The 26057-nt window shown below is 36.9% G+C and carries 26 protein-coding genes; 9 read left to right on the top strand and 17 right to left on the bottom strand.

From position 1 onward, the window contains the following. Positions 1–10 precede the first annotated feature (10 nt). Both mnmA and HMPREF0669_RS04360 read left to right on the top strand, forming a co-directional pair. A complete protein-coding gene (gene mnmA, locus HMPREF0669_RS04365; protein WP_009227309.1) occupies positions 11–1084 on the top strand; it encodes a tRNA 2-thiouridine(34) synthase MnmA in 1074 nt (357 codons plus the stop codon). A 61-nt stretch (positions 1085–1145) separates the two neighbouring features. Beyond that, positions 1146–1709 (top strand): methylated-DNA--[protein]-cysteine S-methyltransferase, encoded by a 564-nt coding sequence (locus HMPREF0669_RS04360; protein ID WP_009227308.1) that lies wholly within the window; start codon positions 1146–1148, stop codon positions 1707–1709. Positions 1710–1911: 202 nt separating this feature from the next. Here HMPREF0669_RS04360 and HMPREF0669_RS04355 read toward each other — a convergent pair whose 3' ends face one another. The 4 genes from HMPREF0669_RS04355 to lysS form a co-directional block, all read right to left on the bottom strand. Then, positions 1912–2631 (bottom strand): HAD family phosphatase, encoded by a 720-nt coding sequence (locus tag HMPREF0669_RS04355; protein ID WP_009227307.1) that lies wholly within the window; start codon positions 2629–2631, stop codon positions 1912–1914. 137 nt (positions 2632–2768) lie between these two features. Then, on the bottom strand, positions 2769–4127 hold the full coding sequence (locus HMPREF0669_RS04350) for a glucose-6-phosphate isomerase (protein WP_009227306.1): 1359 nt from the start codon (positions 4125–4127) through the stop codon (positions 2769–2771). An 18-nt stretch (positions 4128–4145) separates the two neighbouring features. Beyond that, entirely contained in the window at positions 4146–5141 is a 996-nt protein-coding gene (locus tag HMPREF0669_RS04345; protein WP_009227305.1) for an NAD(P)H-dependent glycerol-3-phosphate dehydrogenase, read from the bottom strand. Positions 5142–5231: 90 nt separating this feature from the next. Beyond that, positions 5232–6965: a lysine--tRNA ligase gene (lysS, locus tag HMPREF0669_RS04340; RefSeq protein WP_009227304.1), complete on the bottom strand. Its 1734-nt coding sequence runs from the start codon at positions 6963–6965 to the stop codon at positions 5232–5234. Positions 6966–7276: 311 nt separating this feature from the next. Here lysS and HMPREF0669_RS04335 point away from each other — a divergent pair, with 311 nt between their 5' ends. Then, entirely contained in the window at positions 7277–8209 is a 933-nt protein-coding gene (locus HMPREF0669_RS04335) for a DMT family transporter (protein ID WP_009227303.1), read from the top strand. Positions 8210–8374: 165 nt separating this feature from the next. Here HMPREF0669_RS04335 and queF read toward each other — a convergent pair whose 3' ends face one another. Then, complete coding sequence (queF, locus tag HMPREF0669_RS04330; protein WP_009227302.1) at positions 8375–8845, bottom strand: preQ(1) synthase; 471 nt, start codon at positions 8843–8845, stop codon at positions 8375–8377. A 35-nt stretch (positions 8846–8880) separates the two neighbouring features. Further along, a complete protein-coding gene (locus HMPREF0669_RS04325) occupies positions 8881–9570 on the bottom strand; it encodes a queuosine precursor transporter (RefSeq protein ID WP_009227301.1) in 690 nt (229 codons plus the stop codon). 209 nt (positions 9571–9779) lie between these two features. Here HMPREF0669_RS04325 and HMPREF0669_RS04320 point away from each other — a divergent pair, with 209 nt between their 5' ends. Both HMPREF0669_RS04320 and HMPREF0669_RS04315 read left to right on the top strand, forming a co-directional pair. Then, on the top strand, positions 9780–10898 hold the full coding sequence (locus HMPREF0669_RS04320) for a TlpA disulfide reductase family protein (RefSeq protein WP_020967163.1): 1119 nt from the start codon (positions 9780–9782) through the stop codon (positions 10896–10898). Positions 10899–11121: 223 nt separating this feature from the next. After that, on the top strand, positions 11122–12327 hold the full coding sequence (locus HMPREF0669_RS04315) for an MFS transporter (protein WP_009227299.1): 1206 nt from the start codon (positions 11122–11124) through the stop codon (positions 12325–12327). A 258-nt stretch (positions 12328–12585) separates the two neighbouring features. On the opposite strand, the gene HMPREF0669_RS04310 is transcribed toward HMPREF0669_RS04315, so the two are convergent. From HMPREF0669_RS04310 to nusB, 6 genes are all read right to left on the bottom strand, one after another. Continuing rightward, positions 12586–13515 carry a calcium/sodium antiporter gene (locus tag HMPREF0669_RS04310; protein WP_009227298.1) on the bottom strand — a complete coding sequence of 310 codons (930 nt, stop codon included), beginning with the start codon at positions 13513–13515 and terminating at the stop codon, positions 12586–12588. 210 nt (positions 13516–13725) lie between these two features. Then, complete coding sequence (locus tag HMPREF0669_RS04305; protein ID WP_009227297.1) at positions 13726–14151, bottom strand: DUF5606 domain-containing protein; 426 nt, start codon at positions 14149–14151, stop codon at positions 13726–13728. Between the two features lie 16 nt (positions 14152–14167). Further along, the gene (coaE, locus tag HMPREF0669_RS04300; RefSeq protein WP_009227296.1) at positions 14168–14761 is read right to left on the bottom strand and encodes a dephospho-CoA kinase; all 594 of its coding nucleotides are present in this window, start codon (positions 14759–14761) and stop codon (positions 14168–14170) included. Then, complete coding sequence (locus HMPREF0669_RS04295) at positions 14758–15741, bottom strand: CdaR family protein (protein ID WP_009227295.1); 984 nt, start codon at positions 15739–15741, stop codon at positions 14758–14760. The genes coaE and HMPREF0669_RS04295 overlap by 4 nt, the downstream gene beginning before the upstream one ends. 9 nt (positions 15742–15750) lie before the next feature. Continuing rightward, positions 15751–16074 carry a preprotein translocase subunit YajC gene (gene yajC, locus HMPREF0669_RS04290; RefSeq protein ID WP_009227294.1) on the bottom strand — a complete coding sequence of 108 codons (324 nt, stop codon included), beginning with the start codon at positions 16072–16074 and terminating at the stop codon, positions 15751–15753. Between the two features lie 83 nt (positions 16075–16157). Further along, positions 16158–17126 carry a transcription antitermination factor NusB gene (nusB, locus tag HMPREF0669_RS04285; RefSeq protein ID WP_009227293.1) on the bottom strand — a complete coding sequence of 323 codons (969 nt, stop codon included), beginning with the start codon at positions 17124–17126 and terminating at the stop codon, positions 16158–16160. Positions 17127–17432: 306 nt separating this feature from the next. Between nusB and HMPREF0669_RS04280 the strand changes: the two genes are divergently transcribed. The 3 genes from HMPREF0669_RS04280 to HMPREF0669_RS04270 are packed head-to-tail and all read left to right on the top strand — an operon-like array spanning position 17433 to position 19068. Beyond that, positions 17433–18032 carry a 50S ribosomal protein L25/general stress protein Ctc gene (locus tag HMPREF0669_RS04280; RefSeq protein WP_009227292.1) on the top strand — a complete coding sequence of 200 codons (600 nt, stop codon included), beginning with the start codon at positions 17433–17435 and terminating at the stop codon, positions 18030–18032. 29 nt (positions 18033–18061) lie between these two features. Next, entirely contained in the window at positions 18062–18625 is a 564-nt protein-coding gene (pth, locus tag HMPREF0669_RS04275) for an aminoacyl-tRNA hydrolase (protein WP_009227291.1), read from the top strand. A gap of 32 nt (positions 18626–18657) precedes the next feature. Then, positions 18658–19068: an RNA-binding S4 domain-containing protein gene (locus tag HMPREF0669_RS04270; protein ID WP_020967161.1), complete on the top strand. Its 411-nt coding sequence runs from the start codon at positions 18658–18660 to the stop codon at positions 19066–19068. A 333-nt stretch (positions 19069–19401) separates the two neighbouring features. Here the strand turns inward: HMPREF0669_RS04270 and HMPREF0669_RS04265 are convergent, their stop codons facing one another. After that, on the bottom strand, positions 19402–20130 hold the full coding sequence (locus HMPREF0669_RS04265) for a glycosyltransferase family 25 protein (RefSeq protein ID WP_009227288.1): 729 nt from the start codon (positions 20128–20130) through the stop codon (positions 19402–19404). A 195-nt stretch (positions 20131–20325) separates the two neighbouring features. Here HMPREF0669_RS04265 and aroB point away from each other — a divergent pair, with 195 nt between their 5' ends. Beyond that, positions 20326–21378: a 3-dehydroquinate synthase gene (aroB, locus tag HMPREF0669_RS04260; protein WP_009227287.1), complete on the top strand. Its 1053-nt coding sequence runs from the start codon at positions 20326–20328 to the stop codon at positions 21376–21378. A gap of 28 nt (positions 21379–21406) precedes the next feature. On the opposite strand, the gene HMPREF0669_RS04255 is transcribed toward aroB, so the two are convergent. The 4 genes from HMPREF0669_RS04255 to menD form a co-directional block, all read right to left on the bottom strand. Further along, positions 21407–22399: an AMP-binding protein gene (locus HMPREF0669_RS04255; protein ID WP_009227286.1), complete on the bottom strand. Its 993-nt coding sequence runs from the start codon at positions 22397–22399 to the stop codon at positions 21407–21409. Beyond that, the gene (locus tag HMPREF0669_RS04250; protein WP_009227285.1) at positions 22378–23418 is read right to left on the bottom strand and encodes an o-succinylbenzoate synthase; all 1041 of its coding nucleotides are present in this window, start codon (positions 23416–23418) and stop codon (positions 22378–22380) included. The genes HMPREF0669_RS04255 and HMPREF0669_RS04250 overlap by 22 nt, the downstream gene beginning before the upstream one ends. Positions 23419–23496: 78 nt before the next feature. Further along, positions 23497–24321: a 1,4-dihydroxy-2-naphthoyl-CoA synthase gene (menB, locus tag HMPREF0669_RS04245; RefSeq protein ID WP_009227284.1), complete on the bottom strand. Its 825-nt coding sequence runs from the start codon at positions 24319–24321 to the stop codon at positions 23497–23499. 6 nt (positions 24322–24327) lie between these two features. Next, positions 24328–26040 (bottom strand): 2-succinyl-5-enolpyruvyl-6-hydroxy-3-cyclohexene-1-carboxylic-acid synthase, encoded by a 1713-nt coding sequence (gene menD / locus HMPREF0669_RS04240; protein ID WP_020967160.1) that lies wholly within the window; start codon positions 26038–26040, stop codon positions 24328–24330. Positions 26041–26057: the final 17 nt, after the last annotated feature.

The following is a 26057-nucleotide window of genomic DNA, read 5'->3' as shown; positions in this document are numbered from 1 at the left end:
TTTGTAGTCTATGAATGAAAATTTACAGGATAAAAAGATCGCAGTATTGCTTTCTGGAGGCGTAGATAGTTCGGTTGTACTTTACGAGTTGGTACAACAAGGCCTCAAACCCGATTGTTTTTATATCAAAATTGGTCCAGAACAAGAGGAAGAATGGGATTGTTCTTCTGAAGAAGACCTTGAAATGGCGACTGCTGTTGCACATCGTTACGGTTGCAAACTTGAAGTGATTGATTGCCATAAAGAATACTGGGACCAAGTAACTAAATATACAATGGACAAGGTTAAGGCGGGCTTTACACCTAATCCTGATGTAATGTGCAACCGATTGATTAAGTTTGGAGCCTTTCATGATAAGAAAGGAAAGGACTATGACTTAATTGCTACAGGCCATTATGCCCAAACTGAGATAATAAATGGCAAGAAATGGCTGGTTACAAGTCCTGATCCTGTGAAAGACCAAACCGACTTTTTAGCCCAAATATACGATTGGCAACTTAAAAAAGCCATATTCCCTATCGGTCATTTTCAAAAAGATGAGGTGCGAGTTATTGCCGAACGTGAACACCTTATCAATGCTAAAAGAAAAGACTCACAAGGTATTTGCTTCTTAGGAAAAATCAATTACAACGACTATATTCGCAAATATCTAGGCGAAAACATTGGAGAAGTACTCGAATTACAAACAAACAAGCGCATAGGTCAACACAAAGGCTTATGGTTTTACACCATTGGACAACGTCATGGCTTAGGTTTTGGCGGCGGACCATGGTTTGTTGTGAAGAAAGATGTAAACAATAACATTTTATATGTAAGCAAAGGCTATGAGCCAAGTAGTGCTTTTAAATCTGAATTTGGCGTTAGCGACTTTCATTTCCTTACCGAAGAAGTTGATTTAAGCAATGTTACTTTCAAGATAAGACACACCCCAGAGTTCCATAAAGCACGCATGGAGAAGATCAACAACAATGAATATCGTTTGTATTCTGAGTGCCCTATACACGGAGTTGCACCAGGACAGTTCTGCGTTGTGTATGATGAAGAGCATCATCGATGCATCGGTTCTGGAGAGATAAGTATTTAAGTAGACCTTATTATATTATAGGAAGGAATGTGAATGAGCTTTTCTTCCTTTTTTATTGCTGATGAAAGAGAACAAAATAATAGAATTATCACCCTACCACTCGCCTATTGGCACCTTGCTATTGGGTAGTTATCAAGATTCTCTTTGCCTGTGTTTGTGGGAAGAAAACGCATCTTTTGAAAAGCGATTGAAAAAGATTCAAAGCCTAAGTGGTGCCTCATTCGTTCATCATTCGTCACCTATTATTGAAGAAACGGAGCGTCAGTTAGACGAATATTTCAACCAAACACGCTCTAATTTCAATCTCCCTATCCACACCTGGGGTACAACTTTTCAGCAATCAACATGGAATGAGCTGATAAACATACCTTATGGCACAACCATTTCTTATAAAACTCTTGCTCAAAATGTTGGAAATGAGCAAGCTGTTAGAGCCGTTGCCAATGCCAATAACAAGAACTTTATTTCGATAATAGTGCCCTGCCACCGAGTGATAGGAAGCAAAGGAGAACTGGTTGGCTATGCAGGTGGATTGAATAAAAAGGCTTTTTTATTGCAATTAGAGCAACATAATCAACACAATATTTTTACCTCTTTATTCAAAGCAGACGACTTCTTGAAATAAAGAAGAAATGCAATTGCAACAAGGGGCGATGCAATCGAAAAACAAACTCAATGTAATTGGTAAGTAAAAGCGATGTAATTAGGCGGTAAAAGGAATGCTTTTACCCATTAAAAGCAATGCTATTACAGAACAATTAAGATTCTATTAGCAACAATAAAAAAGTTACTACAAAACAAAGGCTGTGCTGCCGAAAGAAAAAGACTTACCAACAAACGTGCCAGTCGTTAGCCAATTGCTCCATATCGTCGTACACCACAGCTGCACCTCGTGACGAAAGAGCCTCGTTGGGCAATGGTCCGCTGTTCACTGCAATGGTTAATATGCCTGCAGCAACACCTGCACTAACTCCTAAGGGTGCATTTTCTACAACCATAGCTTCGTTTGGTTGCAAGCCACCAGCCTTCAATAATCCTTTTAAATAAGGGTCGGGAGCAGGCTTTCCTCGTGTTACATCATAAGCCGAAACAATCTTTTCACGCACAATAAAGCCTTCGAAGTCGGTTAAAAGACGCTCAATTAAAGGTTTTTGAGCACTTCCTGTAACGACCACAATTTGCAGTCCTGCATCCTTAATCTTATGCATCAACTTTAAAACTCCAGGCATAATGGGCGCTGTGGGCAATGTTTCGAACACACGAGCTTTTTCATTATACATGCGTAGAGCCTCATCTTCATCAATCGTTTCGTTTCTTTGTTCACGCATCAATATCTGTATTGTTTCAACACCTCGCATGCCTTCGTATTGATAAGTCATCTCTGCAGGCACGTCTAAGCCAAACTTTTTCATTGCTTCTTGCCACGCATAAGTATGGTTTTTCATTGAATCATAGAGCACTCCATCCATATCAAAGAGTACAGCTTTGGGCTGAAAGGTTGATAACTGATGATCTTCTTTATACTGATGAATGACTTGTTGAAACATAACTATAAATAAACGTATTGATGGTTGATTGATGATTTTAAAAGAAAAGTTTACAAGTGAAGAGCATTTCTGGTATTTTCTTTAGTGGAGATATAACCAAAAGTCTCTTAACTTGTAAACTTATAATATATAACTACTTATTGTTCGTTTTGTAAACGCTCTTTAATAGCTTTGCTTTCTGCTTCATATCCAGGTTTTTCTAGCAAAGCAAACATATTCTTTTTATATGCTTCTACACCTGGTTGATTAAATGGATTAACCTCTAAAACATTACCGCTGATACCGCAAGCAATTTCAAAGAAGTAGATAAGTTGTCCTAAATAATATTCATTTAGTTGTGGAACGCTTACTAAGATGTTAGGAACTCCACCATCTACGTGTGCTAGTTGGGTTCCAAGTTCTGCCATCTTGTTCACATCGTCTACACGTTTTCCAGCTAAGAAATTCAATCCGTCGAGGTTTTCTTCATCACTTGGGAACAACAATGTGTGGTTGCTCTCTTCTACACTAATAACAGTTTCGAAGATAGTTCTTTCGCCTTCTTGAATCCATTGACCCATAGAATGAAGGTCAGTAGTGAAATCACATGATGAAGGATAAATACCTTTGTTGTCTTTTCCTTCGCTTTCGCCATATAATTGCTTCCACCATTCGCTAAAGAAGTGTAGCTTTGGTTGATAGTTCACCATGATTTCGATTTTCTTACCCAACTCATTGTAAAGGGCATTGCGCACTGCTGCATATTGAGCAGCAATGTTTTCGTTGAATGGAACGTCTACACCTGTTTCCTTTTCCATATCTGTTGCACCCTTAACCAATGCTTGAACATCGAATCCTGCACATGCAATTGGAAGTAAACCAACTGGAGTTAAAACAGAAAAACGACCACCAACGTTATCAGGAATAACAAAAGTTTTATAGCCTTCTTTTGTTGCTGCAGCTCTAGCAGCACCCTTTGTTGCATCGGTAATAGCAACAATTACGTCTTTAGCCTCTTCTTTTCCTCTTTGATCTTCACATTGTTTTTTTAACAAACGGAATGCAAGAGCTGTTTCAGTTGTTGTTCCTGACTTTGAAATATTGATGACTCCAAATTTCTTTCCTTTAAGATATTGACTCAATTCATAAAGATAATCTTCACCAATATTATTTCCTGCAAATACAATTGTAGGGTTCTTTGAATCTTGAACTAACCAAGAAAAAGAGTTACCTAGGGCTTCAATAACAGCACGAGCACCCAAATAGCTACCTCCGATACCTGCAACTACGATGGTATCGCATTTTTCTCTCAATGTGTTAGCACAATCTTGAATTTCTTGAAGAAAAGCTGTTGTGATTGAAGAAGGTAGATGTAACCAACCTAAAAAATCGTTTCCTGGACATGTTCCTTGTTCTAATGCTTGTTGAGCAGCCTTCACTTTAGGTTCATAAGCTTGCACTGCGCCTTGTGAAAGGAATGATGCAGCCTTACTAATGTTTAATTTTATTTTCTTCATATCTGAAATTTTTAAATTTTATCTGAATGAGTCTGTAAGCAATTTTATTTCTACTTGAGGCGAAATACGTTCATACAAAATGTTATAAACAGCATCAAGTATGGGCATATTTACATGCAAGTATCTATTAATTTCTTTCATGCACTTTGTGCCAAAATAGCCTTCTGCGATCATTTCCATTTCTATTTGGGCACTCTTTACACTATATCCTTTACCAATCATTGTACCAAAGGTTCTGTTTCTACTAAAGTTTGAGTAGCCAGTAACCAATAAATCTCCTAAATAAACAGAATCATAAATGTTTCTTGGGATATCTTTCACTGTCGAAAGGAAACGATTCATCTCTTGAACCGCATTAGAAACAAGAACAGCTTGAAAGTTATCACCATACTTTAAACCACTACATACACCCGAAGCGATAGCATAAACATTTTTAAGAACTGACGAATATTCAATTCCAAGTACATCTGTGCTGGTCTTTGTCTTGATAAATTTAGACGAAAGTATATTGCTAAAAGCCTCTGCTTTATCTATATCTTCACACGCAACAGTGAGATACGACAAACGTTCTAGAGCCACTTCCTCAGCATGAGAAGGTCCTCCTATGCACGCAATGTTACCATATGGCACATCATAAACTTGATGGAAATAATCCGAACACGCCAAGTTTTCGTCAGGGATAATACCCTTTATTGCCGTAATGATAAACTTATCACGCAAGCGTGTCTTAAGTTTACGTAGGTGATTCTTTAAATAAGGAGAAGGAGTAACAAATACTAATGTGTCATATTGCTCGACAATAGTATTTATATCTGATGAAAAGAATATTTGATTAACATCGAAATGCACACTAGTTAGATAGGAAGGATTATGTCCTAAGCGTCGAAACTTCTCTATGCTATCGTCTCTTCGCATATACCAACCAATGTGTTGAGTGTTATTTACAACAATTTTTGCAATAGATGTAGCCCAACTACCGCCTCCAATTATTGCTATTTTTCCGCAATCAAACATATCTTTTGATTATTCACAATAAAATATTCATAACCCACATCATCCCTATTTAGTCCATAAAAAGGAATGACATGAGTTATGAATAACTAATTATGCCTTACTTGAAGCGTTGTCTATCCAAGCTTGAAAATCTTCAACTTTAGGATTATCTAGCTCCAATTTATATTTCTTATTAACACCACAAACATCCATTTGTAGCTTTTGTGCCTTTAAGTCCTTGATATCTGACACTAAATTATAACCTGCTTTATTGAATAAAGGCACCCAGTCTGCATCTACACCGATAGCTTCCCAGTCTGCAACAGAGCTTCTTGGAATAGTCTTTTCGGGACGCATTTGAGGGAATAATAATACCTCTTGAATTGCAGTTTGACCTGTCATCAACATCACCATACGGTCAATTCCGATACCAATACCTGATGTTGGAGGCATACCATACTGCAAAGCACGCAAGAAGTCTTTATCAATAATCATAGCTTCGTCGTCACCTTTATCTGCTAAACGCATTTGTTCAACAAAGCGTTCCTCTTGATCTATAGGGTCATTAAGCTCAGAATAGGCGTTAGCTAACTCTTTTCCGTTAACCATAAGTTCGAATCTTTCAGTCAATCCTGGTTTAGAACGATGCTTTTTAGTTAGTGGTGACATTTCAACAGGATAGTCAGTGATGAATGTAGGCTGTATAAATGAACCTTCACAGAACTCTCCAAAGATTTCATCTATAAGTTTACCCTTACCCATCGACTCGTCTACTTCAAGGTTAAGTTTATTGCAAACCTCTCTAATTTCTTCTTCTGAAAGACCGTTTAAGTCGTAACCTGTCTTCTCTTTAATAGCATCTAAGATTGGTAAACGACGATAAGGAGCCTTGAAACTGATTGTTTTTCCGTCAACAACTGTCTCTGCAGAGCCATTAACTGCGATACAAATAGTTTCTAAAAGCTTCTCGGTAAAGTCCATCATCCAGTTATAATCCTTATATTGAACATAAAGTTCCATACAAGTAAACTCTGGATTATGAGTCTTATCCATTCCTTCATTACGGAAATTCTTACCTATTTCATACACACCTTCAAAGCCTCCTACTATCAATCGTTTTAGATATAGCTCGGTTGCAATACGCATATACATTTCTGTATTTAAGGCATTGAAATGTGTTATGAATGGACGTGCTGATGCTCCACCTGCAATTTGTTGTAGAGTTGGGGTTTCCACTTCTGTATAACCTGCTGCATCTAGAACATCACGAAGGGTCTTTATAGCTGTAGCTCTCTTCAAAAAAGTATCTTTAATACCATCGTTTACAACCAAATCTACATAACGTTGACGATAGCGAAGTTCAGGATCGTCGAACTTATCGTATGCAACATCGTCTTTATATTTAACGATTGGAAGTGGTTTTAAGCTCTTGCTAAGTAGCACAAGCTCTTTTGCATGAACCGATATTTCACCTGTTTGAGTTCTAAAAACAAAACCTTTTACTCCGATAAAGTCACCAATATCAAGTAGACGTTTAAAAATAGTATTATATAAATCTTTATTTTCATCAGGACAAATATCATCTCTTGTGATATAAACCTGTATTCTTCCTTTTGAATCTTGAAGTTCTGCAAACGAAGCCTTACCCATAATGCGTCGGGTCATCATTCTTCCTGCAATACAAACCTCACGTTGTTCTTCTTCATTGAAGTTTTCTTTTATCTCTACAGAATAAGCATTTGTGGGATATTCTGCTGCGGGATAAGGATCAACTCCCATGTTTTTTAATTCTTGCAAGCTCTGTCTTCTAATAATTTCCTGCTCACTTAATTCTAAAACGTTCATAGTTCTTTTATGCGGTTGTTTATATAAACAAGGTAAACTCAGCCACTACAATTCTTTTGCGACATAGAAACCTTTCTTCATTACTATATTAATTGTTGCAAAAATACAAAGAAAATATGATATTTCCCAATATTTTGAAAGTTTATTTATAGCTTATTTTCAACGTTAGACGGCTTTAAGTCAACGAAAAGAAAAATTTCCTTTCACGCAAAAGAAATGCAATTTATTTCTTTCTCACAACACATATATGATATAAAAAGCAACTTTTCGTTCTTTGTTCTTTATTTTATTGTTATTACCTTTGCATCGAAATGAAATTTACAGGTGAACTTATATCGCTGGGAGTTGCGTTTTTATGGACCCTAGCATCTATTGCTTGCGAGATAGCAGGAAAGCAATTTGGAGCTGTTATCCTCAATGTTTGGAGAATGTTATTAACTTTCTTTGCCCTCATTCTTTTCCTTTGGTGGGCAATGGACAATCCTTTTCCTATCTATGCCAGCACCAACACCATTATATGGTTGATGCTTTCGGGTGTTGTGGGCTATTTCTTTGGCGACTGGTGTTTATTAAAAGGATATCTAATTATTGGTGCAAGATATGGTCAATTGATTATGACTCTCGCCCCACTCTTCGCTGCTTTCTTTGCTTTTACGTTCCTTCATCAAACCCTTACATGGCAAAATCTGTTAGCAATGCTCATAACTCTTTCGGGAATTGCTATTGCACTTTTAGGTAAAGGCGAATCAAACAAAATATCTTTGCAATTGCCTTTAAAGGGAATTCTATTCATGCTGGGTTCTGCTTTGGGGCAAGGTTTGGGCTTAGTGCTAAGCAAAAAGGGACTAGATTTATACATTAACGACATGCCTCAACACCTTTTATCAGAGGTAAACATATATATACCATTCAGTGCTAACCTTATTCGATGCTTTGCAGGCTTACTTTGCTTTGGTTCTTGGCTCATTATTAGAAAAGAAATGGGTATTTTTGCCAACTCGATTAAAGATTCTAAAGGCATGAGTATGACTATCGTTGCGGTGATTTGTGGACCTCTTATTGGTGTTGGTTTCTCGCTTATGGCTGTGCAATATACCGCTGCTGGCATTGCAAGTACCATCATGTCGCTCACTCCTATTTTGATATTAATACCCGCTAAATTTGTATTTAAACAAACAATCGGGCTCAAAAGCATCATAGGTGCAATCGTCTCATTCTTAGGCCTCTTGCTATTCTTCTTGTAATCTCAATGTCTTTGACATGTAAAACGATTGAGTTTGCTACGTAAAAGCATTGCTTTTGAGATGCAATAGCTATGCAATAAAAAAGTAGAAACAGAAATTTTATTTTACGTCTTCTGTTTCTACTAGTTTTAAGAATGTGCTAAATAAACTGTTTCTTGTTTCTTTTTATTTCGCAATGGAATGTTGAATGAATCGCTGTTCTGCCATTTTTTCATACTTAGTGTTGGGCATTCCATAGTTAGCAAAAGGATAAATGCTTATTCCTCCACGTGGAGTAAAGTAGCCAATAACCTCTATATACTTTGGATTCATCAACGAAATAAGGTCTTTCATGATGATATTTATACAGTCTTCATGAAAGTCTCCATGGTTTCTAAAGCTGAAAAGATAAAGCTTTAAGCTCTTACTCTCCACCATTTTCTCATTTGGAAGATAGGCTATTCTTATTTCGGCAAAATCGGGTTGACCTGTAATTGGACAAAAAGAGGTAAACTCTGGACAGTTAAACTGCACCCAATAATCGTTTTGAGGATGTTTATTTACAAATGTTTCTAACACTTCTGGGGCATAATCCATGCTGTATTTGGTGTTGTTTCCTAAATGTTTTAAACCCTCTTTTTCTCTTTCTTCAGACATATTTACTATATAATAAGGTGAAATACTACTAACAATTATAACTTAAAAATCTTCCAAACACGATAATCTATCGCTTCATCATAAACATCTTCTTGCTCATATTGCTTCACTTTCTTCACAATAGAAATGGTTAATGGCAACACAAGAACTTCGTAAAGTGTCTTTAAAATAACTTGCCAAAGCATCAAAACAGGTAGTGCATCGTTTGGAACTACACCATAAAGAGCAAGTGGAAAGAAGATTATAGAATCTACTCCTTCGCCTAATATAGTACTAACGATTGCTCTTAAAGAAAAGTTTTTACCTTGAGATTGTAGCTTCATTCGGCTCATCACATAAGCATTAACAAAAGAACCGCATAGAAATGCTAAGAAAGAAGCTGCTGCAATACGAGGTGCTAAACCAAAGATTTGATGAAAACCTTCTTCATTTGTCCAATAAGGAGCACCAGGAATAACATCACAAATGGCACCCAAAAGCACAAAAAGGAAATTCATTGCAAAGCCAAGCCATATCAATAAGCGAGCTTTTGCATATCCCCACACTTCGCATACGCAGTCATTGATAATGTAAGAGATTGGAAATACAATCAAACCACCTGTTAAACTAATCTTACCAACTGATATTTGCTTTGTTTCTAACACGTTTGCCGTTATCAAACAAACGCAAAAGAGTATACTGAAAAGCATAAACAGTACACTCACATTTTTAGTATTTTCTTTCATTTTCTTGTTTTTTACGAGGTTTACCAAGCACTCATTTACTTTAAAAAGCGTTGCAAAGTTACATAAAAGATTTAAAATCGATTGTAATCAAAAAATAATTTTATAACTTTGTGATAATATTCAGAGCGGATAAAGATGAACATTTATCCTCAAAAGAAGCTAAAAGGCTATCTGTTTGATAGCATTATTCATTAAAAACGATTAGAATTATGAAGAAACTGATATTATGTAGCATTCTTGCAGCAAGCATTTTCCCTGGCTTTGCACAAGTTAAAAAGGCAGTAAAAGCACCTGTTACGCTTATAAAAGGAACCTGCCCAGAAGATGTTAAGAAGGTTTATCTATTAGACATGCAAAAGAATCAACGAGTAGTTGACAGCGTTGATGCAGTGAAAGGCAACTTTGTTGTAAAATATAAGCCTGAACACAAAGACCTATTCTTTGGCATTGGAAAAGATGAGAACTTTGTTATTTTCATCATGGATGGTAAACCTTTGGAGATAAATCTTAATAAAAACACACTTAAAGGTTCTGCTCTTAATGAGAAACTCAGCAAATATAATTTAGCAATCGATTCTATTAACGAGCCAGGAAAGCAAATTTATACAGATTATCAAAAGGTGGTTAGTGACAATTCACTTAGTGATGCAGAAAAAACAACACGTGTAAACGAGTTAAAGAAGAAGTTTATGGATCTTCATAACACCTCGGTTCAATATTATAAAAAAGTAATCAACGAGAATAAAGACAATATTCTTCCTGCATTATATATAAACTATATAACCGATGCTGTTACTGAATCTGAGCTTAATGAATTGCTTAAACCAACTCAAGTATATGCAAATCATCCTATGCTTACAGGCTTAAAGCAACAATTAGCTGCCGAAGATGCTAAACAAAAGATCATAGGACAACCATTTATAGATTTAACTTTAAACGATGTAAATGGAGTTTCCCACAAATTAAGCGAATATTGCGGTAAAGGAAACTATGTTCTTATCGACTTTTGGGCAAGCTGGTGCGGACCATGTAGAGGTGAAATGCCTAATGTAAAAGCTAACTTCGAAAAATATAAAGATAAAGGATTCAACATTGTAGCAATTTCATTCGATAGCAGAGCAGATGCTTGGAAGGATGCAATTGCAGAAATGAAGATGAATTGGGTGAACCTTTCAGACCTTAAAGCATGGCATAGTGAGGCAGGAAAGATTTATAACATCAATGCAATTCCATCTAATTTACTTGTTGATCCACAAGGAAAAATTATTGCAAGAGACCTTCGTGAGAAAGCACTTGGCAATAAATTAGAAGAGCTATACGGCTCTTAAATTATGCTCCAAATTATTCAAATAAAAACACAAAGTAGAAAGGTTCGGTGAATAAATATAATTTATTTCATCGAACCTTCATTCTTATTAAAGCAAAGTAACAACAAATTATTTCATAAGTACTTTACTTTCGAAACTTAAAAACACGATTATTACTAATAATAAAATTGACAATTAAAAACAAATATCAAACAAATCAAAATTAATTAATACATACTATTTTATGAAAGAAAATAAAAATTACATCCTACCCCTTGCCATTTTGGGATTGATGTTCTTCTCAGGAGGCTTCGCAGCAAGTGTAAACGGAATCTTAATTCCTATCCTAAACCAATCGTTAGAAGTATCTTCTGCAGGAGCATACGCCCTCATTGCGGCTATGTTTATACCTTTTGTGGTGTTTGGTTACCCTGCTGGTCAGCTTATAAAGGCCATCGGTTACAAGAAAACAATAGCCTTTTCTTATGCTATTTACGCTGTTAGTTTCCTCATCTTTGTAGTATCAGCAAAGCAAGAAAGCTATCTTCTTTTCCTTGCAGCATCATTCTTAGGCGGTATTGCTAATACCTTTTTGCAAGCAGCAATCAACCCTTATATCACCATATTAGGCCCTATTGAGAGTGCAGCAAAGCGCATAAGTATCATCGGAATGATTAATAAATTGGCGTGGCCAGTATCTCCTTTGTTCATTGCAGCAGTGCTTGGAAGTACTCTCGACATCAAAGTTACACAGCTAGACGTTCCTTTCTATATTCTAAGCGGATTGTTCTTGCTTCTTGGTTTGATTGCTCTTATTTCTCCATTACCCGAAATTAAGGCTATAGGTGAAGACGATTCAAACGAAGAAGAATCACAAGAAGTGGCACAATATGCTAACAGCAAGACTTCAATTTTACAGTTCCCACACCTTGTATTAGGTAGTATTGCTATCTTCTTCTACGTTGGTGCTGAGACTATTGCATTGGGTTCTGCTATCGACTACGCTAAAACTTTAGGACTTGCAGGAGCTGAAAACTATTCATGGATTACCCCAATTGCCATGAGTATTGGTTATATTGCTGGTATATTATTCATTCCTAAGGTTCTAAGACAAAACACTGCGCTTAAGATTTGCGTTATCATCGCTCTTATAGGAACAGTTTGTGTGGCTACACTTCCTGCACAATTAAGTATTTATAGCATTGGTATTGTGGCTTTAGGTTGTTCGCTAATGTGGCCTGCTTTGTGGCCTTTGGCAATGAAAGATCTTGGAAAATTCACCAAAACAGGTTCTTCTCTTCTAACAATGGGCTTGTTCGGAGGTGCTATTCTAACTGTTCTTTTCGGTTGGTTTAAAGACCTTTTCGGGGCACAAAACGCTTATTGGCTTTGTCTTCCTTGCTTCGTTTATATTGCTTTCTATGCATTTAAGGGTTACAAGTTAAGATAATATCCATAAAAGACACCCTCGAAGGGGTTTATAAGACATAAGAAAAGGGGTCTAAAACAAATTGTTTTAACCCCTTTTCTTTTTGGTATTAGAATATATCCTCATTGCCTATAGTTGGCAATTGCATTGTTATTACGCCTTAAAAGCATTGAGTTTATGCTCCAAAAGCATTGCTATTACCTTGCAAAAGCACTGACTTTCCAACCGAACAACATCACATTCTAAATTCAACCTCTTTCCCTTTCGTGTATAAAAGAATTATATGTGCATAAAAAGATAACTCATATAAGCCAAGAAAACGCCTGTTAGCACAAAGCCTTCCCAGCGTTTAATGGTATATTTGGTATAAGAGAATACCCATAGAAGCAACATTGATACAATGAGAATAGCAAAATCGAGCATCGTAATTCCGTTGATTTTCATTGGAGAGATAACACCTGTTAAACCCAAGATCGCTAAGATGTTGAACACGTTTGAACCCAACACATTACCTATTGCTATTCCACTATTTCCTTTTTTAGCGGCAACTACGCTTGTAGCAAGTTCGGGAAGGGATGTTCCACCTGCAACAATTGTAAGACCAATAACCGCCTCACTCACTCCAAGTTGTTGTGCAACAAAGGTTGCAGAGTCTACAAAGAGGTTACTTCCGATAATCAATCCAGCTAAACCACCAAAAAGGAATAGAACAGATTTCAAAACACTTGTATTTTCTAATGCTTCAATCTCGCCTTCATCTCCACTTTTTGCATTCTTTAAAGTGAACCAAAGGAAACCTAAAAAGGTGGCAAAAAGAATAGCAGCATCTATTCTACTGATACTTCCATCGAAGCATAATCCAAGTAAAAGTAATGATGCGAAGCAAGCGAAAGGAATATCTTTGCGTACGGTTCCTTTAAGAATTACAATGGGAGTAACAGCTGCCGACACACCAACAATGAGCAAAGCATTAAATATATTGCTACCAACAACATTACCAATTGCTAGGTCGGAGGTTCCTTTTATAGCCGAAACAAAGCTCACAAAGAACTCGGGCATAGATGTTCCTGCAGCAACTATTGTTAAACCGATAACGATTTGCGATACTTTCATGCGTTGAGCAAGAGCCACAGAGCCTTTTGTTAAGATATCTGCGCCTACTAAAACCACCGCAATACCTATTATAATTAGGACTATGTTTAATATCATAATAATTAAATAAATAAATCTGTATTGTAAAAAAGATATAAAACAAAAGCATCCACCATTGTCTTTCTTAGTCGAAAGGTATTAGAGGACGCTTTGTTTTGATGCTAACAACGTTGTTATTAGTAAATATTTTGTAGTTTGTTGCTTTACTATCGAGGGGCTTTCGTAAGTTTTTTCCCAAACGAAAGTCGATAGTTTTTCAACAAATTATTATTCTTCTTCGTCAGAAGGATTATTGTTTAACAACTCTTCGAAATCGGTATAACCATTCTTTACCAATAGGTTGTACCATTGAATAAGCTTCTTAATGTCGCTATCATGTACACGATCACGATCGTAAGAAGGAAGAACTGCAGAAAAATACTCTTGTAGTTCTGCCTTAGAAGCTTTTTTATAGTTAAACGAACTCTCTTTACTTTGCTCTTTTTCACCTACATTTTTCAATACTTTCCACAAAGGAATATCATCCGCATCGGTATACATTGCAATGTCTGAGAGGCTTGTTACTCTATCAGTTGCAAAGATAGGAAGGCGCTTATGTTGGTCGTCTAGGGTCTCAGCAATAAGTCCTGTATTGCTACGTGATACCAATTTATAAAGTCCGGGCTTACCCGCAATAGATAAAATTGTCTCCATAATCTTTCTAATGTTTTTATTCTTGTATTTTATTTAATATTTCGTTTAACTGTATTTCTACGTCTTTTATTCCGTCATTCACCAACTCAAAATCGGCTTTTGCAATGACTTCATCTTGATTGAGCTGCTTGCTTATCCACTGAAGAGCTGCTTCTCGAGTGATATTGTCACGTTGCATAATGCGTGATATCCTTGTTTCTAAAGGCGCACTGACGCATACTACAAAATCTATGTCTATTCTTTTATCGAATGCACTGTCGTATAATATGGCACTTTCAAGCCACTCTAGTCCACTCTTTTCAAAGTCTTTTGCCACTGCAGGATGCACAATTTCATTTAAAGCAGTAGCATTTTGAGGCGAAGCTAATAAGAATTTAGCCAACAATGCTTTGTTAAGAACATTGTTTTGATAAGCCTCTTTTCCCACCAAATCAATGATTTTCTGCTTCACTTCTTCATTTTCACGCATCAGTTTCTTTGCAGAACGATCGCAATCGAATACCTCAATTCCTTTTTGTTGAAGTATTTTCGCAACGAAACTCTTTCCTGTTCCAATTCCACCTGTTAGCGCAACAACTCGTTTTTCAGGCCTTTCTTTTAGTTGTTTCATTGCTGTTCTATTAGATAATCAACCTGATTGGTTTCTAATCGTGCGTTAGAGATGTTAGAAGGGAATGTTTTTAGAACGATAGTACATTTTTCTGATGGATTCTTTTGCATCTCGTTATAATCTACTTCCACTCTAAATCCATTCTCAGAAATAGTTCTATATCTGCTAGCTCCTACAGAATAAAGCACTTTTACACGTGATGGGAAAGTGCGAAGGACCTTTCCTTCTGGCATATTTACAGCTGTAATGGGTACTTCTATGGTTTCTTCTGTTAAGATATCTGGATACAATGTCAACTTAACAGTATTGGGAACAATCTTCACTCCCTTTATGGTTTGAAGCTTAATTGTCTGCTGTATTGTGTCAACCATATTTTTAATATGAAGTGGTTGGGTATAAATATGGGTGATACTATCCAGCAAATGCTTACTAGCATATATCGTTACACGCTCGGGATTGAATCGAACTTGTGAAAGATAGTATCCACTTGCAGTTCTAATGGTGCCTTTTAAGCGAATTGAGACCCTTTTAGATAATCCGTAGTTATAATAAAAATCAAACTTATCTGGCTTGATTGATATGAGATGTGTCGATGCATAAAGATATTGTAGAATGTACTTTTGAATATCAGTGTTAGGAACTTGACCAATATTCGCATTCTTATTTGTATACGTTAAGAAGTTAATTGCAATGGAATGCAATTTGTCTCCATATAAATAAGATAACAATGCAAAGCCTTTATCACGCAATGTCACTCGCACACTATCGGGAAGTGGCGTTGTAATCACAGCATTTTGAGGTACATTAACTAAACGAATCGGAACGGATATCTCTTTTTCAACAACTTCATTTAATGCTATTGAAAGCCAAAATATTGTACTAAGAAACAAAAAAAACAAGAAAATGAGAAACTTCTTATTAGCAAAAGCCAATAAGAATTTTCTCATTTTCATTATATTCTTAAGTATCTTATTTTTCATTTAGCATGCTTATGCCTTGTTTGCCTCTTGAGATGCAAGGTCAGCAAATACACTTCCCTTATCAACAGTCAATACAACTCCCTTGCTAACTTCAACGTCTACCTTATTAGTTGTCAAATCAATGTGCTTTACAACACCATAAATTCCACCTCCAATGATCACTTTTGTACCTTCTGCAAGACTATTTTGGAAGTTACGAGTTTCTTTTTGACGTTTCTGTTGTGGACGAATCATGAAAAACCACATGATTACAAAGATTACAACCATCATGATTAAGAAAGATGACTGTCCACCTTTCGCTGCTCCTTGAGCTGCTAAAAACAATATATTCATTTTGCTTTAGATATTTAGTTTGTTAATTATTCGTTTTATTTCAACTGCTTATAATAAAAGACTTGCAATGGTCTTTCACATTATTATTGTTGTTCTCCGTTTGCTTGTTCATTCTTTTTAGATGAGTTCATCATCTTAAACATCTTTCCAGTGTCTAACAAAAAGCGAGCAATAGCATCGAGCATACCATTAATATAGCCACCACTACGAGATGTACTATACAATTTTGCAAGGTTTACATATTCGTTTATAGTTACACTTACAGGTATACTTGGGAACGTAAGCATTTCTGCTATGGCAATTTGCATAATCACTACATCCATATAAGCTAAGCGAGAGAAATCCCAATTGCGACTTGTTTCGCTCATATAACTTTGGTATTGATCTGCATTTAAGATGGTAGCACGAAATAGTTTGCGTGCAAATTCTTTATCTTCCACGTCTCTATACTCAGGAAGAAGCTCTTGTTGATCTTTATTTGCTTCGTCAAACTTCTTTATTGTCTTAATAACAAAGGTGTCGACAACCTCTTTATCATCATTCCAATATAAGCTTTTCTCTTCTAAAAGAGAATCAATATCTGGATTATCTTGTATTATTTGGCGATAAAGTTTACGCCAAAGCTCCTTATCTTCATCATAAGTTGATGTTGATGTCGACATATATTCAGCATAAACACTACTTTGTTCTATTGTATTACATAAGCGTCTTACAAATTCGGTATCATCTTTCCAGCTTTGTTTTTGGTGCTCTAAGAACTCATTCAACATGAGATTCTCTTCTAATTGCAAGGCAAACTTATTATTAACAAATTTCTGTGATGGTGCAGGTGTGCCTTCTCTCACTGCTCTAAGCGTAGCAACCTCAACCCTTAAACGTTCTTCTTGAGTTATTGCAACAATCAAAGCGAGCAAATAATTATATAGATCGTAAGCCTTAGAAATACTAAATAATAATTCTTTTTCTGCGTTATCCATATTTTTATTGCCATTTTGATAATAGGCATAAGTTAACTGAACCACTTTTATTCTTATCAATTCACGATTTATCATGTTGCAAATAAGTTTGTGTTTTTTATCTATATTTTCTTTGAAATGCTGTATTTTAAAAGGCAAACGACAGTTGCGACCAACTTAGTTTATAGCCTTTAGCGATGTTGCAAAGGTACTTTTTTTCTACTGAATAAACAAAAAAACACCTCTAATTATATGCTTTTTATATGCTTTTGTACATAATTCAAGAAAAAAGCATTATCTTTGCACCGCTTTTTCGTGGCACATCTATATCTGAGAAAGATTCTCGTGTGATGGCGAATTAAGGCATTTTATTTATAAACACTTAATTTAGAGTAACACAAAATGAAAGAAATTAATTTAACAGGTCAGCTTCGTAGCGACCTAGGAAAGAAGGCTTCAAAGTCTTTAAGAAAAGAAGGTCTTATCCCATGTAACATGTATGGCATCGCAACAACTGATGGAAAGCCATCTGCTTTCTCATTCACTGTGCCAATGACAGAGCTTCGTAAGCTTATTTACACACCACACATTTACCTTGTTAACTTAACTGTTGATGGTAAATTACACACAGCTATCTTAAAAGAAATTCAATTCCACCCAGTAACAGACTCTGTTCTTCACGTTGATTTCTTAGAAGTTAATGAAGAAAAGCCTATTACTATTGGTCTACCAGTTAAACTTGTAGGTCTTGCTCAAGGTATTAGAGATGGTGGTAGAATGAGTCTTTCATTACGTAAGCTTAACGTTAAAGCTCCTTACAAATCACTTCCTGAGCACTTAGACGTTGACGTTACAGCTCTAACTATCGGTAAGAGCATCAAAGTTGGACAACTTTCATACGAAGGTTTGGAACTTGTAACAGGTAAAGACGTTGTTGTTTGCTCTATTAAGATGACTCGTGCAGCTTCAATGGCAGCACAAGCAGCAAAAGAAGGTAAATAAGATACATTGACATTTTCTAATTATTAGAAATGGATAAATACTTAATTGTGGGATTAGGGAACCCTGGTTATGAATATGATAACACCCGCCACAATGCCGGTTTCATGATATTGGATGCCTTTGCAAAGGCATCCAATATTGTTTTTAGCGACAAACGATATGGTTTTGTGGCTGAAACCACATTGAAAGGAAAAAAGATTTTCTTGCTAAAGCCAACCACTTTTATGAACTTAAGCGGTAATGCTGTTCGCTATTGGCTTAACCAAGAGAACATAGATCAAAAGCGTTTACTTGTTATTGTAGACGACCTTGCCTTGCCACTTGGCTCCCTTCGACTTAAAGCAAGTGGCAGTAATGGCGGTCATAACGGCACAGGTCACATACAACAGCTCATCGGTCAGCAGTATGCACGATTGCGTTTTGGAATAGGTAACGACTTTTCGAAAGGTAAACAGGTTGATTGGGTATTGGGAAAATTCACCGATGAAGAACTAACAACGCTACAACCACAAATTGATACGGCTGTAGAAATCATTAAAAGTTTTGTTCTTGCGGGAGTAGATATCACCATGAACCAGTTCAATCGCAAGTAGAACACATTGCAAAAGAAGTTGAATAAGTGCGTATGGAAGCAAGAATTGATAAATGGTTGTGGGCTGCACGTATTTTTAAAACTCGCTCATTAGCTGCCGATGCGTGTAAGAATGGAAGAGTAACATTCAATGGAAGCACCATAAAACCAAGTAGAATGATTAAAGAAGGCGATACCATTCATGTGAAGAAATCTCCTATCACCTACTCGTTCAAGGTATTAAAAGCCATTGAACAGCGTGTTGGTGCAAAGCTTATTCCTGAAATTTACGAGAATGTTACAGACCCAAAGCAATACGAATTGCTTGAGATGAGCAGAATAAGTGGTTTTGTTGACAGAGCAAGAGGAACAGGACGACCAACCAAGAAGGAGCGAAGAGCACTTGATGCGTTTGTTGAACCTGTTATATTTGGTATCGACGACGACTTCGACGAGCTTGACTAAGCCTTGTAAAGCCTCAACGCAAACACCTCAAAAGCACTTCAAATCAAAACAAAAAAAACTGCATCTCATTAGCCAACTCATTCGAATAAGAATGTAGCGATGATGCTTTCGTATTTAAAAAGAAAAAAGAATATTTTTCGATACAATTTCTTTTAAGAAGTAAGAGCAATGCTTTTACATCATAAAAGTAATGGTATTACACCTCAAAAGCAATGCTTTTATAGTGTAATACCATTGTTTTTTTTCTAATAGGAATGTGCATTTTACGAGATTAGAAAGATATTGATTTTCAAAACTATACCAATTCCACTCTATTTGCACACCCTTTGAGTTCTATCTCAACTCGTATAACCATTTTTTATAAAAGCGTTTAAATCTCCATTTCAATGTACTCAAAAAGTTATCTTTAACGGTTATAGCCGATTTAAATATGCCTAGATGACTGCCTTGCGTTGCAATAGTGGGTTGACACCAATAATATTTCAACTTATTTTCGTGCAACAACTTAGCATTATACCAGTCTACTGGAATATCCATAGCCTGCTTTTCCAATTCATTTATAATCAGTTCTGCTCCTTTTTTATTGATATAATAAGCCCCAGTCATACGATCTCTGTTACCAGGATATAACACTTTGCCTCCCACCCTCTTACTTTTAGGAACAAAACGAAGGCGAGTGTCTTCGTAAGAAACAATAGAAGGCTCTTGCTCTTCACTATTCAATTCAGTTAAACTCTTATTGAATATGCCTATAAAAAGACGTGGATCGAGCTGAATATCATCTTCTAATATCAATGCTCCATCGAGGTTTTTCGCTATAATCTCTTTATAAGCTAACACATGTTTATATGCACAAGAAGCAGTTGCACCCGCCTTATGCATGTCGCCTGCAAAGTATTTATCCAATATTTCGGGAGTTAAATCGGCAATATCTCCATCGAGAATCCACGAAAAAGGAATATTCATCTTCTGCAACATAGCTTTAATATGTTGCTCTCTGTCTTCATATCCTTTCTTAACATGAGGCACAAACACTGCTTTATTCGTAAGGTTTATTTCCATTTCTATATGCTCTTAAATCTAAGTATCAACAAAAACAGAAACAAAAATACACATAATTATCGAGAAAGCTCTCGCTAAAGCTCCACTTTTGCGTCTATTCTATTTTATATAAAGTCAACAAAAGGAGATAAAAACTTATTAATTCAAATAAGTTTAACTAAACTTTTCTCATTTATTTGATGTAACTTTGCCTATATGAAACAGAAAATTATCTTTACAAACGATATAATTCACGATATAGAAGCTGTGCTTTCGACTTTTCAATACGATAAAATATTTGTATTGATGGATAGCAATACGCATCGTTCTTGCTGGGATTTATTGGGCAAAAGTGCCTTATTGCAAGACGCTCAGCACATTATTATAGAGCCAGGAGATAGCAATAAGAACCTCAATACTTTGAGTTTCATTTGGGAAGAGCTATCAACTAAAGGAGCAACTCGCCACTCTTGCCTTATAAATTTAGGCGGAGGAATGGTTACAGACATTGGAGGTATGGCAGGATCAACATTCAAACGTGGTCTAAAATTTATCAATATCCCCACAACTCTATTGTCAATGGTCGACGCTTCGGTTGGAGGTAAGACCGGAATCAACTTTAATGGCGTTAAAAATGAAATTGGTTTGTTTTCTGAAAGCAATGCGGTTGTTTTACATTCAGCATTTTTAAAGACTCTTCCTTACGACGAACTGCTGGGCGGTTTCGCTGAGATGATTAAACATGGACTTATTGATAATGAGGCTTTATGGGCAGAAACGCTTCGTTTTGACATAGAGAATCCCAACTGGGAGGAGCTTCTCTTACTTGTTAAAAAGAATGTTGAAGTAAAAAAAAGAATTGTAATTGAAGACCCAAAGGAGCAAAATATAAGGAAAGCACTTAACTTTGGACACACATTTGCACATGCTTTTGAGGCGTTGAGCATTAATAATGGACAAGAATTATCGCATGGTTTTGCTGTAGCTTACGGCATTATTTGTGAGTTATACTTATCTGCTTTACTACAAGAGTTTCCCTTTGACAAGATGAAACAAACGCTTATGTTTATACATTCGCTATATCCTGCCTTCCCACTTGCATGCAACGACTATAATAAACTTATCGATTTGATGCGCCATGACAAAAAGAATAAAGGGCAAGACATCAATTTCTCGCTTCTAAAAGATATTGGTTCGTTGGCTCTTAACACTGTTGTTGGAGAAGAAGATATTAAAAATGCGCTCGATTTCCTTAGAGAAACGAACTAAAACAATGCACCATTAAAAGCTTAAAGCACTATAATTGTCGCTTAATCTTTCCATTTTCAGTCCGTGGAAGAGCCTCTGTTACAATGATTTCTTTAGGCTTCCAGTAGTGTGGTAGATGCTCTTTGCAAATCAAATCTAATTCTTCAGCATTGCCATTCTCTACCAATAGCACCACAATCTCACCAAACTTGGGATCTTTCTTTTTAGCTATTGCCAACGGAGTGTGGATATATTGCCTCAAAAGAGCCTCCACTTCTTCGGCTTGTATCTTTATTCCTCCACTCACAATAACATTATCTTTGCGACCAATCACCTTGAATTCACGCCCATTAGGGGCTATTTCTACAATATCATTGGTGTGCAAACAAAGCGAAGATTGTAAGCGTTCATCAGTTAAAAGGTCGCTTATTTGTAGGCTTTGGGGCAAGTCTTGACGAATAATTAAGCACTTATCATCATCTTGCGAAACGTGAATTCCATCAAAAGGAATATACCAATCACTGGCAGAAGCACCATTTACACGACGCAAAGCAATGTGAGATGCCGTTTCTGTCATACCATATGTGCTCCAAATGGCATTGGGAAAATCTTTCAATTGCTCTGCTAATTCAGGCTCGATAGCACTCCCTCCTATTATAATATGCTTGATATTTCGAAGCAACTCACGCTCCTTTGGGTTCTGTAAGCTATTAAATACCTGCAAAGGAACCATCGCTGCAAAAGTAGGAGCAGTACTTAAAGAACTTAAAGGGTGACCTGTTGCACCCACATCAATTAGCTTTAAGCCTCTTTCTAAGGCTCTTATCACCATCATTTTACCGCCAATATGGTCTAAAGATAAGCATAACAAAGCCGAATCGCCTTGCTTTAAATTCAGAAAGTCGCATGTTCTGCGGGCACTTTCCTGCATCATTGCTTTAAAAAGAACAATCTTTTTAGGCTTACCAGTAGAGCCACTGGTGTTCACTTCGATTGTCTTTTCGTCGCTATTCCATTGCTCTAAGAATTCTTTAAGAACCATAATTCATCTTTTTTAATGGCTAATGGCATTTCAATATTATTGGTATAGAGTTGTCCTGTGCCCAATCCTTGTGGCATTTGCTGGTCTTTTGGATAAATATAAGATGCAAATTGCGCAATAACATTTAAGCCAATATTACTCTCGAGTGCGCTTGTTATCCACGACTTTATACCCTTTTTCTTCGCAAGTTCAATCCATTCTATGCTACCTGCAATGCCTCCGTGTAGCGAAGGCTTTAAGATAATATACTGAGGATTAATCTCTTGCAACAACATCTCTTTGCTTTGAAGATCATTTACACCAATAAGTTCCTCGTCTAGGGCTATCGAAATGGGCGTATTTCGGCACAATTGCGCCATTTTTTGCCAGCTTCCAGGTGCTATGGGTTGTTCTATTGAATGAATAGAGAATTGCGATAAGCTGTCAAGTCGTTGCTGAACAACCTCCCAACTAAATGCTCCATTGGCATCAACACGTATCTCTAAGACATCAGAAGCATATCTTTCTCGAATGGCTTTCAATAAAGTTAGTTCTTGTTCGAAGTCTATTGCACCTATTTTAAGCTTTATACATCTGAAACCCTCATCGAGTTTGCGCTCCAATCGCTGCATCATTTCGGTTAAAGAGCCCATCCACACCAATCCATTAATGGGTATTCCACATTCTGAACGGGTGAAAGATGTATCGAATAACACATTTTCTTTGGTTGCTTTTAAGCTGAGAATAGCCGTTTCAAGACCGAAAAGTATAGATGGATAATGACGCAATCGCTCTGTATCAAGATGTCCTTCACGACAGAAATAATCACATTCTGCCTTCAAGATACTTTCGTAATTATCCGATAAATCACAGCTTAAATTAGGTAAAGGGGCACATTCTCCAATGCCAAATACCTGCGGATTGCTTGCGTCAAACAGCTTAACGAACCACACTTTGCGTGTTTTATAAATGCCACGAGATGTTCCTGCGGGTTCTTTAAATATGAGTTCGTATGGAGAAAGACTATAAGAATAGATCATATTCAACAAGAATAAAGATAAGAAAGAGAAGTGTTTAAAGGACAATTGCAACGCTTCTCTTTCTCAATAGCTATTTATTTATGGTAATTTGGGATATTTCTTAAAATCGGGTTTGCGCTTTTCTAAGAACGCTTTTCCACCCTCTTGCGCTTCATCTAAGAAGTAATAGAGCATTGTTGCGTCTCCTGCTAACTCTTGAATACCTGCTTGTCCGTCTAGTTCTGCATTGAGACCTGCCTTTATCATACGCAAAGCTAGAGGACTATGTTCCATCATTCGCTGTGCCCACTCAACGCACTCGTCTTCTAATCTGTCGCTACTTACGACCTTATTCACCATTCCCATGCGTTCAGCTTCATAGGCATCGTATTGCAAACACATAAACCATATCTCTCTTGCCTTCTTTTGTCCCACTATTCTAGCAAGATATGAGGCCCCAAATCCAGCGTCAAAAGAACCCACTCGTGGACCTGTTTGACCAAAACGAGCATTTTCTGAGGCGATAGTTAAGTCGCAAACGAGGTGCAAAACATGTCCTCCTCCAATGGCAAAGCCGTTTACCATGGCGATAACAGGCTTGGGAAGAGAGCGTATTTGCTTTTGAACATCGAGCACATTAAGGCGTGGAACACCGTCATTACCAATATATCCTCCTCGTCCTTTCACGTTCATATCACCTCCAGAACAAAACGCTTTGTCGCCAGCTCCAGTTAAAATAACAACAGAAATATCGCTTGCTTCACGGCAATAAGCAAATGCCTGACTCATTTCCCATGTGGTTAAAGGAGTGAAAGCATTGCGATATCGTGGGCGATTGATGGTTATTTTAGCTATTCCTTCGAAGCTTTCGAATAATATTTCTTTAAAATCAAACCCTTTAATAGGTGTCCATTGTCTATTCATTGTACTTTATTTTTTAGTTGAAAGTTGTGCTATTGTTTGATAATAAGTCTTTAGTGCTTCTGTATCTTGTTGTTGATTGGTGAACACTTCGAGCAAGATGGGTCTGGTGCCACAATGACTTACAAATTGAGGTAACAAACTCTTCAATTCCTCTTCGGTATGAACTGCCATATAATCAACATTATTTTGTTGGCAAATACCTTGTGCATTAGTGTTGTGATGCGCCTTTACAAAGGTTTCATAACTTGTAGTTTCGCTAATATTTGGCAACATATTGAAAATTCCTCCACCGCTATTATTCAATAAAAGAATGTGCATATTTCCTTTAAGGTGATTGTTCCATAGTGCATTTTGATCGTAAAAGAATGCCAAATCGCCTATCACACAGAAGACATTTGCAGAACTATCGAGCGACATACCCACTGAGGTTGACAAACAACCCTCTATTCCATTGACACCACGATTGCAATAAATGCGATGCAAAGCGTATATGTTGGCCAAGCGAACTGCGCTACTATTGGCGTAATGCACAGCGCAATCTACTTGCTGTTGTGCTATTTCTTGCTCGAAAAGAGCCACCGCCTGCATAGAAGAATAAATGGTTTTAAAATCGTTGCGCACCGCCTTCACCTTGCAAGAGAGGTCGTTCCAAAGATTGATATACGCCTTCTTTTCCTTTAATTGCTCATCAGTCACCATCAAATGACTATCTGTTTGCAAAGTAGAGCAAGCGGAATAAAGAGCCTTTAAGCCCTCTATTGCACTACATTCGATAAGTAGTGAAAGATGAGAAAAGGTGTCTTCGATATTCTTTTGAGTAGAAAAACGCACCTGATTGCCTTCTTTTTGTTTGCGAAGGAAATGTTTTAATCGTTTAGAAACAACCGATTCGCCTGCGTATAACACCAAGTCGGGTAACAAACAATCATCATTGATATGAGCAGAAAGAATGTCATCAAAGTTCGATAACGCATCAATTCCGCTCAAAGGCTCGGTTAAAAGCACCGCAACACTATTGAGAAAGTCGAGATGTTCTTTATTTAACAAGGTGTAATTGGCTTGCCCTAACACCACAATAGGTCGCTTAGCTTGCAACAACAACGTTGCAACCTGCTCCATTCCGCTTTGGTTTGGCGCAACAGAAAAATAGCTTGTTATTTTGCGTTGAGGTGCAAGTTCTGCTTGATTGAATTGGAATAAAGGTTCAGAAATGGGCACATTGATGTGCACAGGACATGCTTCTGGCGCATGAAAGCGGTTCAAAGCCTCGTTAACAAGGCGGTTACACTGCCATTCTTGCTCGCTATTTAAAGGCTCAGGCAATGAAACTGAAGCCGAAACATAAGGTTTTAGAGCATTGGTTTGATGCAATGTTTGACCATCTAACTGGTCGATCCACGATTCAGGTCTGTCTGCTGATATCACAACAAAAGGCACTCTTTGATAAAAAGCCTCTGCCACTGCGGGCAAAAGGTTAAGCAATGCCGAGCCAGATGTTACACAAACTGCCACTTTGCGCTTTGCCATTTGAGCCAAACCCAAAGCATAAAAGCCTGCAGAACGCTCATCGGTTACAGAGAAGCATTGAAAGTTTACACTTTCATTGAAATTATTTAATAATGGGGTATTGCGTGATCCAGGACACATCACCACTGTATTGATGCCGTGTTGAATCATTAAATCTGTAAGAATATTTACGTTACATTTACTTGAGTACATACTGTTTATATTAAATA

This window comes from Prevotella sp. oral taxon 299 str. F0039, assembly GCF_000163055.2.
Classification (GTDB): Bacteria; Bacteroidota; Bacteroidia; order Bacteroidales; family Bacteroidaceae; genus Prevotella.
The sequence above is the reverse complement of the archived record's forward strand: the minus strand, read 5'-3'. Positions and strand labels throughout refer to the sequence as shown.